Below are 19,357 nucleotides of genomic sequence, written 5' to 3' on the forward strand. Positions count from 1 at the left end.
TTAGGGAACGCTAAATTAAAAAGCACAAGAATAAAGGATTACGGATTATTATGGCAAATAACAACCGCAAAAAGCATGCACGCGAGCAAGTTGAGAGCTCGTTTAAAAACGTTGATTCATCTTCTGCGTATGCAACCATGCGCAAGGTGTCATTGAGCACACTTGCCACAGTTCTCACTGCAGCAACCTGCTTGGGTGGTCAGCCAATCCTCGCATCCTCTAATATTCTTCTTCCTCCAACTACGGCAGCTTTTGCGGAAGAAGTGCGTAACGCAGACCCTACTCCTTGGCTACATACGCCAAACATTCTTGAGTTCCAAAGGTATCGCTTTGCTAACAGCAATGGAACAATCGGTCAAATAGGATCCGACGGTTTGGGTGATTACAGTAATGTTACTAAAAAGTCGGATATGTATGCACACCTTGAAGAAAACAACGGTGCTAAGTATTTAGTCTTCGATGTGTTCTTTAACAACGACGGTAAAGATATGACTGGCGCTTCCAAACAACAACAGTATGTTTGGCAAATTCCTTTTGCAGTTGCTGACTTAAATAATGGTTATTACAATGGAGACACATTAAGTGATTTAAGCTTTGATTTTTATAAACGAAATGGCACTAGTCCACAAACAACAAACGCTGTTCTTTCACGCGATTTTTCATTATTCACTAAAGAAAATAGCCAGTCAAAAAATCTTAATGATCCCTTGAAAGATGATCAGCACCTTGGAAACTCTTTATACAAAATAACCTTAGGCATAAGAGGAGGAAACAGCAACAAGCAAGATTTGAGTGATACTTTCCACAATAATGCAGGCGACGGGGTTATTAGCAATGCTACAACATTGAGAGGCGTATATAGCGGCAAGAGCTACGGCATCGGCTTAAGAACTACAAACGTCGACTATGCAGTACACATGCATTGCAAAGTAAAGTTACGTCAAGGAGTCACTCTTGACGACATCCAAGATGCTTATACATGGGCAAATACAAGTACTTATGGTAGAACGACTAACTCAGCATACACCTTTATTTCTGGTCGCGAGCGCTGGACTGAACAAAATCTTAAGCGCACAAAAAGCGATAAAATCCCTCCAAAGCTGTATTTAAACGGCAAGGAGATTGACGACTCCAACAACAGCATTACCGTGTATCAGGGAGATATTCCTACAATCACTTTCGGCACATCAGATGACAGCGGAAAGGTTAATAGCTTCTCAGTTAAGGGTCTTCCTAACGGTAATGGAGATGTCACTGAAAACAGTAATGGCATGGAAGCAACTGAAGCTAAGCATCACAACCATGTTGTTAATAGAGTTAAGTTTGAATATAAGAACGGCAACACGCCAGCAAATACTGACTACACGGTTACTGTCTCTGCAACCGACGCTTCTGGAAACAAAGTAGAAAAGAAAGTTACAGTACATCTTAAAAATCTGAACCAGAAGTACAAGGCTCCAACCACTACACCGATTACTGTTGATTGGGGACATAAGGCAACTAATGAAGAATTAAAGAAACATGTTTCTAATATTGAAGGCGGTGGACAACTAGATTTCAATACTTTCCCAGAGACTAAACTACCAGATATAGCTTTTAATGGGAAAGATACTGCTACAACATCCACATCAGCAAAAGTAATATATTCAGACAATTCGTACCATATTGTTACGATTCCTGTAATTGTCAGAAAGCCGCTCGCATTGCAACACAAAAGCGAGCTGAAAGATCACGAAGTTAAAGTAAATGTTGGCGACACTCTTACTAAAACAGAAAACAAGGTTGACGCTAAGGAATATCTTGGTATAACCGATAAGAAGGTTAAAGATAACATCAAGAGTGCAGAGTGGGTTAATGGCGAGCCTTCCACAGACGTTGCAGGAAAGAGAACTTACACTGCTAAAGTCACGTTTAATGACGGCAGCACAGCGGAAGAAAAGGTTACTTTCACGGTTCGCCCTCAAAAGCCTAAGATTGAAACTGATTTGACTGGTGTTGCAGGCGTAAAGGGCAAGGAAGTTGTAGTTAATGCAGGCCCTGGCACAGCTGGAAGCACTGTAACTCTTAAGGATAACGGTAAGAATGCAATCGGCACTGGAAAAGTTGGAGCCGATGGCAAAGTTACGATTACTGTTAAAGACGGCATTCCTGCTGGAAATGTAACTGCCGTAACGTCTACAAATCCTGCAGATCCAACTAAGGAGCAGTCGGTCCAGTCGCCAGTAAGCGACCCTAAGAATGCTACTAAGGATGACAAAGCGCCAACATTAACTGGTCCTGATAGTGTTACCGTAAAAGTTGGCGAAGATCTGAAGATTCAGCTTACTGCAAAAGATGATGTAAAGATTGAGTCTATTGACACAGCAACAGCAACGATGGCTTTTGCTCGAAATGATTTCAGTAAGATGATGGCTGTCGCAGCGCGTGCAAAAACTGATTACACGAAGAATAGTGATAAGGAAAAGGTTTTCACTTATAGCTTCTCCGGCTTTAAGCCTGAAGAAGTTGGCACTTATACTCTTACGTTCTCCGCAACTGATGCTGCTGGTCACAAAACAGAAAAAACTGTGACTGTAAAAGTGGAGAAAAAAGAAGACATTAAGTCAAAGAATATTGCTGTTGACTTAGGTCACAAGCTCACCGAAAAAGACGCCGAAAAAGCTATTGCCAACGGAAGAAAGCTTAAAAAAGCAGGCGCAACCTTCAAGTGGAGCACTGAAACTGGCGGAACTCCAGACACTTCCACTGTTGGCAAGGAAAAGACTGGAAAAGTTATTGTAACTATTCCTACTAACGATCCAAAGAATCCGCGCGTTGAAACTGTTGACGTTAAGGTAACTGTTAAGGATCATAAAGAGCCTGAAGTTACGATTAAGCAAAAAGGCAATGATGGCAACTATAACAATGTTCCGATTACTGTTGATAGTTCACAAAAAGTCGTTACTAAAACAGCAACTATTACTACATACCGCGGTGATAAGAACGATATTAAGATTACTGCAACAGACAACAGTGGCAACGTTACAACTCTTACTTTAACGCCTAAAACTCCAGGAGAAACAGAAAAAGCTCCTACCGGAACTGGCACAACTACAGATCCTAAGACTTTGACGCTTGATGGCACTACTCCGCTCAACACTAAGCCTGGCGAGTATACGCGTACCTTAAAAGCGGTGGATCCTTCGGGCAATCTTAATGAAGTAACTGTTAAGTTTATTGTTAAGCCGCAATCCGACAAATATGGTGATGTTAAAGGCAGGCCTGTTACGTACAACATGGGCAGCGGCACAAAGCATCCAGATCCTAAGAGCGGTATTAATGCAGATGATCTAAAGAAACTACCTAGCGACGCTACCTACTCTTGGGCTAAGGAACCAGATTGGAATAAGCCTGGCGAGCAGAAAGATGCTAAAGTTCGCATAACATTTAAGGACGGTTCAACTAAAGACGTTACTACAACCGTTACCGTTAAGGACGATATCGCGCCTGTTATTAACACACCTAGTACCAATAAGGCAAAGAGAGCAGATACCGATAAAACACCTGAGTACTACCAGTTCAAGGTACATAATGGCAAACCGTTCAGCATTGATATCAACGCTTATGACAACAGCGGAAAGATTAAGAGTGCAACAATAGCAACATTCCCAGGTCATGACGGAAAAATCACTATTGACAATCAAAACGGGAATTCTGCAGAAAAGCCTGCGACTATTCATATTAAAGGCACTGCTCAGCGAGATGCGAATATAACCAATTCGTCAGACAATAAGTGGTCTCGTGAGCTTGTTGTTACAGACGAAGCTGGCAACGAGTCTAAGCTTAAGGTTCAGATTTCCGTATACACGGATGCTGAAGAGCATAATGCTGCTCCTAATGCTACACCAAAGAATCCTGACCAAAACGCAATTACCAACGCAATTACTATTACCAAGAAGGATGACCCGAAGAAGACCCCAATTGATAAGAAAGATTTGACTTTCACAGTTGGAAATATTCCTCAAGATGATGGTGTTCACACTGTTCCTGTAACAATTACATACCCGGATCATTCAACTACAATAGTTAATGTTCCTGTGTTGATTCATAAGGATGCTAAGGATTATGATCCAAAGGGTCAAACAGTTGAAGTTCCATGGAACACTAAGCCAGAAGAATTGACTAAGAAAATTAAGTCGTTTGGCAGTGGCAATGGCTTGAAGTGGAACGGCAACTCTCCAAAGCAAGATCCAACAGTAGAAATCGTCAACACGAAAGACGTTCCAAGCACCGATAAGCCTGGCGAGAGACAAGTACAAGTTAAAGTTACGTATAAGGATGGCTCTAGTGACGTTGCAACAGTAACTGTTAAAGTGCTGAAGCCACAAAGCGAAACTTATACGCCAGAAGGTCAAACAATTAACATTGACTACAATAAGACGCCGAATACTACCATTGAAAGCAAGATTACTGGAATTGGAAACGGCAATGGCATTAAGCTAAAGCAGGGAGATAAAGAACTTACTTCTCTTCCAGAAGGCGCAAGTATTGCTATTGACGACAAAGCTAAGACTGTTCCAGATGGCACTCAGCCTGGTACTTTCGATATTCCTGTAACCATTACATATAAGGATGGTTCTAAAGATCACGCAACAGTAAAGGTTACTGTAGGAAAGCCTCAGAGTGAAACTCATACGCCAAAGGTTGACGGCGGAATCACTAAGAAGTATGGAGAAAGTGGTCCTTCTGACAGTGACATCATTACTAAAGTCACTGTTCCAAACCAACCAGACGGTACAACAATTACGGTTGATAAAGGTCAAACACCTATCGACACTAAGACTCCTGGAACCGTAAACGTTAAGGTTACTGTTAAGTATCCTGACGGTTCTGAGGATCACGTGGAAGTTCCTGTAACAGTTGGCAATCCAGATAACGAGACCTACAAGCCAGGCGCAGAAGCTATCAACAAGAAGCGTAATGAGAAAGCTCCTGATGCTGATGAAATCAAGAAGGCTGTAAAGACTTCTACAGTTAAGGATAAGCCTGCTCCAAAGGAAACAACAGTAGAGCTTGTAGATCCAAAAACTCCTCTACCAACTACAGATAAGACTGGCACAACTAACGTACCTGTTAAGGTCACATATCCAGATGGTTCCAGCACTGTTGTGCAAGTGCCTGTAGTAGTTACAGACACTGATGCCACTGCGAACACTCCTGCAGTTGACCCTGTGGAAGAGCCGTATGGCACTGATAAAGAAAAGACCAAGGAAGCTGTTAAGAAGGCTGTAACTGTTCCTGATTTTAAGCCAAAGAAGGACGGCGATAAGCCAACAGTCGCCATTACAAGCGACGATAAGGATATTCCAGACGGCAATACCCCTGGCACCTATCATGTTAAGGTTAAAGTCACATACCCAGATAACACAACTGATGAAGTTACTGTTGATGTGACTATTAAGAACAAGCAGTCGGATACTTTCGAGCCAAAAGCAAAGCCTGTTGTTAAGCCGTTTGGCAAGCAGGTTACATCTAATGATGTAACAGGCAATGTAACTGTTCCTAATTGGTCAAAAGATTCAAAGGAACAACCAAAGATTGAGTTGAACGAGCCTAACACAAAGCTTCCAGATGGTAAGACTCCTGGAAACTCTACTGTTAAGGTTAAAGTCACCTACCCAGATGGCACGACTGACATTGTTGACGTGCCAGTAACTATTAGCGATAAGCAGTCTGAACTTTACCCACCTAAGGCAGATAATCTTGAAAAAGATAATGGTCAAAAGCCTTCGGACGACGAAATTATCGGCAAAGTAAGTGTTCCTACCTGGCCAACGAACGAAGCAAATAAGCCAACTTACTCTATTGCTGAGGGAGATAAGTCTAAGATCCCTAATGGAGATAAGGCTGGCAAGTTTGAAGTGCCTGTAACAGTTACGTATCCGGATGGATCAACAACTGTTATTAACGTACCTGTAACTATTAAGGCTCCAACTGCTACGACTAAAGTTGTAACTGTGCCAAAGGGTGTGGAGCCTAAGCCAGAGGACAGCATTGCCAATAAGGATAAGTTCCCTAATGGCACTAAGTTCGAGTGGGATAACAACGGAAAACCAGACACATCTAAGGAAGGTAACAGCGTAAAAGGCAAAGTAAAGATTACTATTCCTGGATCTGATACTCCTCAAGAAGTGTCAGTAGAGGTTAACGTTGTTGACCCAAGTGCATCTGAAGTCAACGTGCCGCAGGGCAAGGATTTGCCAGAAGCTAAGGATGTTATTAAGGATTCTAGCGATAAGAGTAAGTTCCCTGAGGGCACTAAGTTCGAGTGGAAACCTGAAGATAAACCAGATACTAACAATCCTGGCGCAAAGAATGGCAAGATTATTGTTACCCTCCCAGGTCAATCCCCTGTAGAAGTGCCTGTAACAGTGAACGTTTTGCCAAAGCCAGAAGCGAATGTTGTGAACGTTCCACTAAATGGCACACTGCCAGAAGCTAAGGATGTTATTAAGGATTCTACCGATAAGAATAAGTTCCCTAATGGCACTACGTTCGAGTGGGAAGACAGTGACAAACCAACTACAGATACCGTTGGAGAAAAGACAGGCGGTAAAGTAAAAGTCACCATTCCAGGCGTAAATGGCAAGTCTGGTTATACGATTGATGTTCCTGTAACAGTGAACGTAAACCCTGTGCCTATCGCGAAGGAAACCACCGTCCCACAGAACAGCAATCCTGATCCTAAGAACAGCATTGATAACAACAACAAACTCCCTAAGGGAACCACATTCGAGTGGAAGAAAGATGCTGCTCCAAAGACCGACAAGCCAGGCACTGCTAGTGGAACAGTGATTGTCAAGATTCCAGGGCAAGCACCTCAAGAAGTGCCAGTAACAATTACTGTGACACCAGCACCTGTTGCAAACGACGTAACTGTGTTGCAAAAGAAGAATGGTGACACAACTGACACTACCCCTAAGCCAGAGGATGTTATTAAGAATCATAAGGATCTACCTAAGGATGCTAGTATTTCTTGGAAGAAGAAGCCTGATACCTCAAAGACTGGCAACCAACCAGGCGTTGTGACCGTTAAGGTGCCAGGCGAGCCAGATATTGACATTCCAGTCAACGTGCTCGTTGTGCCAAATCCAGCCGGTAAAACGGTGAGCGTACATGTTGGTGATTCTCCAAGCGCAGAAAACAGCATTGCCAATAAGGATGAGTTACCTAACGGAACCAAGTTTGCTTGGGCAACTAACGGTACGCCAGATACCAAGACAGCTGGAAACAATAAGAGCGGCACTGTCGTGGTAACTATTCCGGGTATCGCAAATCCTGTGAACGTACCAGTAACAGTAAACGTTGTGGCACAGAACAAGCCATTTATTAATGGTAGCAAAGCAGAAAACACACCAGATAAGTCTGATAAGACAACTATTACTGGTAAAACTCAGCCAGGAAACACAGTAACTGTCAAAGACAATGACGGTAATACTGTTGGTACTGGAGATGCCAACAAAGACGGAAACTTCACTATCGAAATCGATAAGAAGGATCCTGGCACAACACTCAAGCTTGTTCCAAGCAAGGGTGGAGTTGATGGTGACGCAACTACTGTAATCGTCACAGCTAAGCCACAAAAGCCAACGATTACGGTACCAACCGACAACCAGAAGAACGACGGAAACGTAACTGTAACTCCGCCAACTGATGACACAACGGTTGTGAAAATTGAAATCAATGCTAAGCCAAATTCAATCAATGGTCCAGAACAGCCAGTTCGCACAATTATTGCTAAGAAGGATAACAATGGTAAGTGGAAGATTGACGGAGACGCTCCAGAAGGCGTAATCGTTAATCCAGATACTGGCGTTGTTACTATTCCAACAAAGAATTTGGAAGACGGCAGCACTATTACTGCAGTATCTAAGAACAAGACGGACAAACCATCTGATCCCGCTACTGCTGTAACTGGCTTTAAGACTCCACAGATTAGTGAGCAAACGCTAAAAGACAATCCAGATGATTCTACTAAACAAATCATCACTGGAAAGACTCTTCCGGGCGCAACAGTAACTGTTACCGATAACAATGGCAATCAAATCGGAACTGGTACCGCAGATAAAGATGGCAACTTCACTATTACTATCGACAAGCAAAAGCCTGGTGCCATCGTCACCCTCACACCAACCAACGGTAAGGGTGATGGTGCAAAGACAGGCGATAGCGTAAATATTACTGTCAACGGAAATATAACTAAGCCAAAGATTGACACTCCAGCCGAGGGTGGTGCTAGCGTGACGCCTGATCTCACGGATACGCGCGTGAACAAGGTTGTAGTTACTTACACTCCAGAAGGCAGTGAAACAACCGCAACGATTACTGTTGTTGCTGAAGGCGACAAGCATGAGTGGAAGATTGACGGAGACGCTCCAGAAGGCGTAACCGTTAATCCGCAAACTGGCGTTGTTACGATTCCAGCAAACAAGATTAAGCACGGTAGCACTATTACTGCGCAATCAGAAGACAGTAGCGATAAGACTGGCAAGAGCAAGTCAGAAGTGGTAACTGCTAAAGTTGGCGAAAAGGAGCAGCCTGCACCAGAACCAACACCAACGCCTGCGGGTGAGCCGACTATACTCACGCCACAAGATGGTGTTGAGCAAGGTTCCGCAACTGTTACCCCACCAGCAGACGCTGATACTCTCGAAATCACGTATACTCCAGAAGGCGATACAACGACTCCTGTAACAATTACCGTGAAGAAAGATAAGAATGGTAACTGGACTATTGACGGTAACACTCCAACCGGCGTGACTGTTGATCCTAAGACTGGTAAAGTCACCATCCCTGCAACCCAAATCAAGGATGGTAGTACGATTACCGCGCAAGCCAAGAAGAATGGTCAACCATCCAACACGGCAAACGGTAAAGTCGGAAACAACCCAACCAAGAAACCAGAACCAACACCTGCACCGACCCCTGCTCCAACCCCAGAACATGAATCTGGTTCTCATGATTCTGATGAACACACTGGCAACAGTGAAAACAACAGGAATAAGAGCAATAACACTCAGTTACAAGCTCCTAAGTCTCCTGCACGTCACTCCTCCGGCCAGGTTGCGCAATCAAAGTTAACCAACACAGGCTCTGCAATTGCTGCAGCAGGTGCTGTTGCTGCACTCGCAGCCGCAATAGGTGCTGCACTCGCAGTCATTATTCGCAGGAAGAAGCGCGACTAAACGTTGGTGTTGCAACAAATATTAAAATTGAATAAATAATATACATATGCTCCGTGATAAAAGGGTTCGCGAAATTTACGACAACCCTTCAACCACGGAGCATTGTTATATCTGTAGTAAATCTGTAGAGCTATAGGCCATAGAGGTATAGGTGCGATACATAGATGCCATTAAATGATCTGGGTACTGGTAGCGAGATAGCACACCACTGCGATAATGACAGCGTACTTGACATTAAGTAATATCAGGCGACATACGCAATGCTACACGTACTAAATATGGCATACTGAACTACAGAGCTACTTACGTGATTGTTAACGCAACTCCAATCGCCTTACATTTTTCCTGCAAATGTGGTCAAATAAAGCCAGAGCGAAAACAAATGCCGGGAATATTCACAGCAAATGTTTCCGCTCTGGTTTCGCACTTATTTCAATGCGTCAATACATCCGCAATTAAGCATCGATACATTAGCAGCTAAAGCAGCGACTCAGCAGTAGTATCCGTTCGCATTAAGGCGAGCTTCAGGATTAAGTAACATCGCCTTTTCTGCTTCGTGACCATCGTAGCGAGTGCCATCCGGAAGGCGCGTGCCATCCTTCAGCAAGTGACGATTCTCAACAGGCTCGAACAGTACAGATCGACCCATCATGCCTTCCTCAAATCGCCTCTGACCCGCAGCCAAACGCGCATTCGCCTTGGTACGCCAATTCTTAAGCACATTAACACCTGCGCTAGCAGCTACAGCAGCCTCAAAAGCACCAGGATGAACCAATGCCACAAATCCGCTAACATGACCGAAGCCGAGCGAAGTTGCGAGAGCAGCCTTCACTGCACAAGAACCTGCACCATCGCCAATGCGCATCGACTCACGCAACCAAACCATGTGGTCGTCGCGCGCAAGCTTAGGATCCACGCAGTCAAGTGATGCGTTTCCAGGGATTACGCCACTTCTAAACAGTTGAGTCAAACCGTTGATTTGGAAGATGCACGCGCCGCCCTTTGCATGTCCAGTCAGCGTCTTTTGGCTGATTACGAACAGCGGATTTCCGTCCGTGCGTCCGATTGCGTGCGCAAGAGTATTGTGCAGCTCAGATTCGTTCGGATCGTTTGCATTCGTAGACGTATCATGCTTAGAAACCACAGCAATATCGTCCGGAGTAACGCCGAGAGCTGCCAAATCACGCACGAGCTTAGACTTAGCTCCACCCATGCCCGCAGCCAAAGCACCCAAGCCCGGAGCAGGAATAGAAGTGTGAATGCCATCAGCGTAGGAGTGAATGAAACCAACCACACCAGCAACAGGCAAGCCAAGCTTCAAAGCAATATCGCCGCGCGTAACCAAAATCGTACCGCCGCCTTGTGCTTCAAGGAAGCCTCCACGTCTGCGATCGTTTGCGCGAGAGAAGAATCGTGGATTGATGCCCTTCGCATACATTTCTTCGCTATTGGCAGTTGCGTTCATATTGCCGAAGCCAACTACGGATTCCACGCCGATATCGTCAATTGCGCCAGTTACTACGAAATCAGCTTTGCCGAGAGCAATCTTGTCGACGCCTTCTTCGAGCGAAACCGCCGCAGTTGCGCATGCCGACACCGGCTGAACCATATTTCCGTAGCCGCCGATATAGGTTTGCATTACGTGAGCTGCAACAACGTTTGGAAGCGCCTCTTGCAATACGTCCGTAGGAATTTCGTGGTTAAGGAAGCGATCCAAATACAGTTTTCGCATTGAACTCATGCCGCCGAAACCGGTTCCTTGCGTGGAAGCAACCATTGACGGATGCACAGATTGCAAAATCTCCGAAGGCGTGAAACCAGCAGAAATATAAGCGTCTACAGTTGTGACAATATTCCACAGCGCAATCGTGTCAACACTTCCAACCATTGAAGCTGGAATACCCCACTTCAGCGGATCGAAGCCCTTAGGGAATTGTCCACCGACGGTTCTGGTCATTGCAGCCCTACGCGGCACGCGAATCATAGAACCTGCCTTGCGCGTAACAGTCCATTCGCCAGATTCTGCATCGCGAGCAATCTCAGTATGCGATTCGTCAAGTGCCACGTATTCGCGCGCAATTGTTTCTGTTGGAACGCTGAAACTCACGTCGTGATCGAGGAAGATTTCTGCTTCTTCTTCGTTTGCTCCATCCTTGTAATCGCCGCCCATACCGGTTTCGAATGGTCGAATACCGGAACGTGCTACTACTTCATCGCGATATTTCTCTGCAATATCTTCTTCTGGAACAAGCGTGCCGTCCGCATCATACCAGCCTGGCTTTGGCGAATCCTGCCAAGTAAGCAAGCCCATATTCCAAGCCAATTCCAGTACTGCTCCTGCAGAAAGCTCCACGGAACCGTCTTCGCGAATTCCAAGTTCTGCTTCGAAACGAGTACGTCCGGAACCCCATGGTCCAAGCTCGCCAACGGAGACGATCACAATTTCGTCTTCTGGACGCGCTGTTACGTTCTTCCAATCAGCCAAGTTGACTCGCGGCTGAGTTGGCACGTAAGGAGTTGGAAGTGCTTTGTTGGTTGATTTAGCAGAAGATTCTGCAGCTTCTTCTACAGCTTCCACCGCTTCTTCCGCAACTTCAGCACGCTTCTGATCTTCCAACGCTTCTGCACGAAGCGCGTTCAAATCAAGAGGCTCCTTGCCTAATCCGCCCGTAAAATCAACATCCAAAGGCGCAATTGCTGCCTGCTCTCGCGCTTCCTTCGTGCACAAATCGAGCAAACGATCTGCCATTTCTTGCGTAGAGTAGGTAGTTAATCCGTGACGCTCAACTACAGCCACAAGCGGATCATTTCCGCCCATTAAGCCGGTTCCACGCACCCATCCAATCTTAGGATGCGCGAAAGTCACGCGATCCGACCACACGCTTTCCGCATGCGCACGGTTCACAATCGCGTCGAAAGCACTCTTGACTTCGCCGTAAGCACCGTCGCCGCCGAACATACCGCGGTTTGGAGAGCCAGGTAACACAACGTGCATACGATGTTGTACATCTGTATCTGCTCCAATCTGCGCAAATCCAGCGATTGCACGCTCCACTCCCCACAGCATTAAGCGCGATTGCGATTCAAAAAGCGAACCAGAATCAGACAAAGTACCGTGAACTGGAGGAGCTGCAAACGGGAAGAACATGCTCGGCTCATAAGCAGGCTTCAAAATAGTAGTAGTTGCGCCACTTACTTTCTTTGAAACCGTGCCAACCCACTTTACAAGCGCATCGACATCGCGATAACTAGACAAGTTTGCTGGCACAAGCCACAACTTTGCGCCCATTTGAGCGTTTTCGCGATACGCTTTCTTCGCCCAAGACTTAACGCTCGGCTTGAAACTGTGCGAAGTTGCAATAACCGTAGCTCCACCCTTAAGCAAACCCGTTACTACGCGAGCAGCAATCGAGTTAGGAGCAACGCCTGTAACTACTGCAACTTCTCCTGCAAAACGAGTTGCTTGAGCAGTATCGGCGTTGTTTTGTGCAAGTTTAGTGCGAGAATCGCGAGCAATACCATTAAATATTGTTGCAAGATTGTTTAATTCGCGAGATTTAGAAAGACTTGCAAACCACTCAGCTTCCGAAGCTACTGCTTCCCCGGCACCGAGGAAACTACCAAAATCATTTAAGATTTCAGAAACTTCATTTACCTGAATATCAACATTCTTTCCGGCATACTTGTAGTACAAGCGAGCAACGTCTTCGCGAGCCGAAGCCCAGCGGTCGTCGAAAAGAATCGCTTTTCGCTCATCAAATCGAGGAGCCACTTGCTTTGGCCAATCCGCACCTAATTCTGCTTCAACAGCAGCTACAACAGCAGCATTTTCGTCACTTTCAGTTTCTGCTTTAGGAGCTTCAACACCAAGCTTTGCTAGCACAAACTTAGCAGTTGCAGCAAGTACGCCGTCTGCGCCAACAACTTGCTGCGCAAAAGCGTCAAGAGCTGCAGAATCAACAACAGCACCACCGGCTGCGCCAGCAGCACCAGGCTGAGAAACGCTAACGCCGTGAGCTTGTGCAACTTGCTGAATTGCTGCGTCGATTAAAGCGTCAGCTGCAGCAGTATTCTTTGCAGGATCAGTTGAAAGTTGCGCAAGATTTTCACCGCGCACGCTAGCACCTTCACGCGTTTGCAAAACCAAAGCCGCAAGCACGTGCGCACGCCAGCCTTCGCCAAGCTGCCAGACTTCCGAAATACGCTTGTCAATTTGCGCTGGTTTCACACCGGCTGCACCGAAAAGTGCACGCAAACGTTCGCGCACAATATCGGAAAGCACTGCACCAAAAGCCTTGTAGCGTGGAGCAACCGAATCAACTAACTTTTTAAGCGCACTCATTGGAGCTTCTGCAGCACCGTCCACGCTAGCCACGCCAAGCTCGGAACTAATATCCATAAGAAGCTGATTTCTGCGCGAAGATACGCCGTTTGTAAGCGTATCAGTTGTGTCAGTGTCGCCGATTTGGTCAAGACGGATTTTTGCACTATACGCAATCAGCATTGAGATTGCGTCGGATGCTTTGAACGGCAAGTCTGCTACAGGTCCGCTTGCTGCTGCGTTAGCAACTTGAGCAGAAGGAGCAGCCGCAGGAGCAGCAGAGACAACATTTGCGGCAGGAGCTGCAGGAGCAGCAGCTGCATCAGCAGTGCTACTTACTTCTTGACTATCTTCCTCAGTAAACACTTCAGGCACAAGCGAATCCGTGTCAGTCATATAAACGCGACCTTCGTCACGACCAACGTTGTAAACAGTCACTTTTTCGCCACTAAACTCCGGCAAAGCAAGAGTTTTAGCGCCAAGATTTGCCAAAGTTGGCGCGTTTCCTAAACCAACTTCAACGTACTCTTCAACGCCAAGACCGCCGCGAGCGCGATCGGCAAACATAAGAGCCTGCGTTTCAATCCAACGAACTGGAGAAGCGAACTGCCATGAAAGAAGCTCCGTAAGAAGCAATCTACCGAGCTTCTGCTCATCCTCTGCATAAGATTTCCACGTAGTTTCATCTTCCAAAGCTGCTTCAATGCGCTCAGATGGCACAACATCCAAAATCTTTTGTGCAAATTCTCGCGTAAGCTCAAACGGGCAAGCCACGAGGTTTGGAATGTAACGGTCTACAAGCACAGAGTAATCAATATGCTTCGGCAGCAGCGAATCGAGCTTGTCGCGGAATTCCGGCACACCCTTTCGAAGAATTCGAGAGTGGAACGGCACGTCAATTCCTGGAACAAACATGAATGGAGGCTTACCACCATACTCCTTAGCGCGCTTAGAAGCGTCTGCAGCCAATGCCTTCAAGCCTTTAATAGTTCCAGCAATTGCGTACTGCTGACCTGCCAAGTTGTAGTTTACAATTTGCAAGAATTCGCCAGTAGCCTTGGAAATGCCATTAACGTAAGCGTTCACACCTTCGTCTGACACTCCAAACTGGTTTGGTCGAAGCGCACCCATGCGGTAGTTCGAGCGACCTTGCGCATCGCGTTCAATCAAGTGATGCATTGTAGATCCGCGGTGGAACACCAATTCAAGCACAGTTTCGAGTGGAATAATTTGCGCGAAGGAGCTCAAAGCATTGTATTCTCCAAGCGAGTGTCCTGCAAAGTAAGCAGGCCAAATATCGCATCCTGCTTCACGCAAACGCGCGGTTTGCGCAAAGGCAACTGTTGCGAGCGCAACTTGCGTAAATTGTGTTAAATTAAGCAATCCTTCAGGATGATGATAAGTTACGCCGTGAGCAGTAAGCTCCTTTGGATTATCGCGCACGACTGCGAGGATTGAGAATCCAAGCTTTTCGCGAGTAAGCTTGTCTGCTCGCTCCCAAGTATCGCGCACAGCAGGCGACTTTGCGCGCTCATCCAGCGACATTCCTTGTTTTTGGATACCCTGACCTGGGTATACGAATGCTGCACGTGGAGCGCGAGTAAGCGCGCTTGCTTTAGACACGATTTGCCCATCAACTCTGCACGTAACTTCCAAAGCAAGTCCGCCGCGACGAACTTTTCCAACGCGCTCAACTGTGATTTCTACTTCGTCATCAAGTTGAACCATGCCGTACATGTTGTATGACCAGCCAATGAGCTCGTAGCGAGCACCTTTTTCATCAACTGCTTGAGCCACATGTTGAGCTGTTGCAGAAAGCCACATACCGTGTACCAAAGGAGCAGAAAGACCGGAAATTGCAGCACCTCGCTTAGAAGTGTGAATTGGGTTGAAATCTCCAGAAGTACGCGCAAAAGCGGTCATATCGTGAGGAGCGCGAACGACTACTCTGCGCAAAGCTCTGCGAGGCGTGTCTTCAATTTCATATCCGTGCAATCCTGCAGCTTCGCCATATTGCGCAGCTGGAGCAGGAAGCGCATTGCTGAAGCTTCGTCCACGAATAGCAAAACGCTCAGTTTCGTGAGCAAGTCGCGTGCCGTCAGCTGCAGTATGCACTACGTGAATAGTTACCACGCGTCCAGAAGCGGATTCTGCATACGGCTCAGCCCAGCCTAGTAAATTAATTCGCTTGTCGACATACTTTTTAAAGGCTTCAGCATCGACGTCAAGCTCTACTAAATGATCTAGGTGAACAGCGTTAAGCAGACCCTCAATAATCGGGTAACCATCAACCATTACGGAACCCAAAGCCGAGTAAATAGTTGGCCAAGCAGGGCCTACTAACGCGTCTGGCACAATGCGAGAAGCAAGCAATCCATCTGGAAGTCTTCCAGCAGTAGCAGACTCGTGGTCAATTCCAAGATTTCTCGAGAAAGTATAGGAAGAATGAACCAATCCAAATGGGAAATCTCTATAACCTTCTGCAAGCAAATCTTCCGGCAATTTTGCCAAACTGCCATCTTCTTTTACTGTTTCAACCTTAGGCATAGCATCAAGCACATCGCCAGTAATCGCTGTATTTCCAATACCTGCGGTTGCTGCAAGCATTTCGTACACGTGCTTTGGCAAGCGCTCGCGGTCAACTACTGGTATGCTTCCAGCTTGACTTGCATCAACAGTTAGCGGAATTACAATATCTCGTACCGCGTGCTTGCGTTTTAGCGAGTTTGCAGCGTTTTTTGTAGAGTGTTTAGCAGCATTCTGTGCTTCCTGATTTTCTTGATCATCCCAGAATGTATCTAGCTTAATATCTAAATCAAGCGAAATTACGTCATTATTACTAGAAGTTACTGTAATTACGTAATTTTCGTCTCCTAAAGACGTTCCGTAAGCAGGGTTTGCAGTTACATGACCAACCCAAGAAATATTCGGGCATGCGCGCACGTAAGCTTCAACGTTTTTAGCATCAGCAATCTGACTAAAAGCAGATTTTGAAGACTTGCTTGCAGCATTTTCCTTATTTTCTGCTTCTACTCCAGTTTCCGAGCCAAATTCTGCACGATTGAGCATAGCTGCTTCAAAACGTCCCAGAATATCGGCAATCGGCTCATCCATAGTCGTAATTCCAGCCACGGAAATCGGTCCTGGAATTACGCGCACAGCGTCTGCTGAGTAACGCGAATCTTCCGACTGCCAAAGCTGATCTTGACCCCACCAACGCAACAAATCGTTGTCAATAACTGGCACGAATGGCATTGGCTTAGGATATTCGCGCACCAAAGTTGGGAACCAAGCGGCATCCATCGGCACAACGTTCATCTCGCGAGCTTGAGGCAACGCGTCAATCAGCGTATATAAAGCAGCTTGAGGGTGCTTAGAAACTTCTTCGATAGAAGGCAGAATAGAAGTAAATTCGCCTGAATCTTGATTAATTAAACGCGCTTCAATACGCTGCAACAAATGCATGTAGCGATCTACGTAAGTCGGATCCACCCAAGGGTATGCCAAATCTAGGAAACGTTGAGCAAATTGTGCGTAAGTCATGCTTTCTACGTCACCAAAATATGGTTTTGCAGTAGAGTTAAGTGCTTCGATTACTTCATCGCGACGCGCTTCAAGCTCTTCAGGATGTTTCATCATATGAACGAGCAACCGACCGCAGCGAGCAGAAGCGTTTTCTAACTCGTAAATATCTGCGTGCAAATGGCTTAAACCACTCGTCACACCGCCAATCACTTTGCCAGAAGGCACCCAACGCTCACCCAAAGGTGCGAACGGATCCTCATCAAAACCTTCAATGCTGGAAGATTTCGGCATCGCAATACCCGGAGTTTCCACAAGCATACGCTTTACTTCAGGGCTTGTATGCGCTTCTTTTGCTGTCATTGCAGCTGTGCCAATCATTACAGCATCAACTGGCATATTTGGTAAACCGTATTCATTCGCCCATTCGCCAGAAATGTAGTCTGCAGCACGCTCAGGAGTGCCAATACCGCCACCTGCAACAAGCACCAAATTTTCGCACTCACGCACTTGCGCGTAAGTTGTCATAAGCAAATCATCAAGAGATTCCCACGAATGGTGACCGCCTGCAGCACCGCCCTCAACCTGCACAATAATCGTTGCTGGAGCAACAGCTTTAGCAATTCGCACAACTTGACGAATTTGATCAACTGTTCCAGGCTTAAATGTTACGTAAGGGAATCCATCAGCTTGCAAGGATGCTACTAATTCCTTGGCTTCGTCAAGTTCTGGAATGCCTGCAGAAATAACTACACCATCAATAGGAGCTCCCGACTGCCTCTTTTTTGGCACGATTCGCTTCGAACCAAATTGCAAATTCCACAGGTAGCGATCCATAAACATGGCGTTAAATTCAATAGTTGCGCCTTCACGAAGCTGATTTTCAAGCGACTTCATATGACGATCAAAAACTTCTGCAGTTACTTGACCGCCGCCAGCAAGCTCAGCCCAGTAGCCTGCATTTGCTGCTGCAGCAACGATTTCCGGCTCTACTGTCGTTGGTGTCATTCCTGCAAGAAGCACAGGAGCTTTGCCTGTAAGCTTGCTAAATTTGGTAAGTACTTTGCGTCCTGCAGGCGTGTTGATTACTCGAGGCGCAAAATCAGCCCAGCAGCCCGTACGCTCTGGCTCAGAAGCAGAGTCAGCTGTCGAAAGCTCTGCACGCGAGCGCAAGGTAGCAGCCTCTACTATTCCAGCGCCGGTTCCTTGCACAAGTACTCCAGTAAGCTTTCCGAGAACTTCGCTAGGACCCATGTCTAAAATCCAAAGCGAGCGCGCGTCGTTTTGCTCCAAAACTTCGCCAATTTGCGTAGCCCAATCAACAGGAGTTACAAGCACTGCATCAGCCAATTCGCGAGCAACTGTAGTGTTCAAACCAGCCTCATTTGCCCACTCTACTACCTGCTCAACTGCAGATTGAAGCATTGGCGAATGGAATGGAACTGTAACATCCAAATATTCAGCAACTGGCGCAAATACAGCTCCACCGCGAACTTTCATTTCGCGCAATTTTTTCGAACGCTTTGTTTCTTTTTGCGCTTCGTTTGCAACAGCTTCCATATCTTCCGGGTATCCTGCAATAACCACGTGATTGTAAGCGTTTTTAACAGCAATTGACACTTCACCGCGCGTGCGCTCTACGCGGGAAATTAACGCTTCTGCCTGCTTTTTAGTAACTCCTTTAAGTGACAGCATTGGCGTGTGCTCGCCGTCACCAGTAATTTCAAGCATTCGAGATTCACGATCTCCTGCAGCTCCAATTAAGTAGGCAATTGCAAGTAATTCTTCGATTTGCGCGCGAGCTTTTTGCCAAGACTTTGCTTTTATGCGAGCTTTTACCATTTCTGCTGCGATTACGCCTTGAGAATGACCCAAAACTGCGCACGGCTTGTTTACTTCAAAGTTGTATCCAAGATTTGTTAAGTCGCGCACTGCACCGAATTGTGCAAGCGTAATTCCAGGCACACTAAGAAGCGCGTTTGCAGCGTTAATATGCTTATTTTCTAGCGCGTCAAACACGTTTATGTCGCCGCCTGCATTTGCTAAAAGCTCAGAATAAATTGGCGATAGCAAAGCTTTTGCGCCTGCTTCGTACTCATGAAGTTCTGCGTTTAATTCTTCGTCTGAACCAAGCTCGCGCAAAGCTTCAACCCACGGAGTCGACTGACCTGCAAACACGAGTGCGTGCGGATTATTAGCGAGTTGGTCGAAAAAGTATGTTGTCATGATGTTTCCTTCTCGTTGATTTGGATAAGTTTTATAAATTCTGTAAGTTTTGTAAGGTTTATAA

2 protein-coding genes are annotated in these 19,357 nt (G+C 46.2%); one reads left to right on the forward strand and one right to left on the reverse strand.

The features are described from left to right. Positions 1-50 precede the first annotated feature (50 nt). On the forward strand, positions 51-9,224 hold the full coding sequence (locus HXT57_RS05440; protein WP_421783502.1) for a Rib/alpha-like domain-containing protein: 9,174 nt from the start codon (positions 51-53) through the stop codon (positions 9,222-9,224). 490 nt (positions 9,225-9,714) lie between these two features. Here HXT57_RS05440 and HXT57_RS05445 read toward each other — a convergent pair whose 3' ends face one another. Beyond that, entirely contained in the window at positions 9,715-19,293 is a 9,579-nt protein-coding gene (locus tag HXT57_RS05445; RefSeq protein ID WP_415697820.1) for a fatty acid synthase subunit beta domain-containing protein, read from the reverse strand. Positions 19,294-19,357 lie beyond the last annotated feature (64 nt).

This window comes from Gardnerella sp. KA00771, from assembly GCF_049244045.1.
GTDB lineage: Bacteria > Actinomycetota > Actinomycetes > Actinomycetales > Bifidobacteriaceae > Bifidobacterium > Bifidobacterium swidsinskii.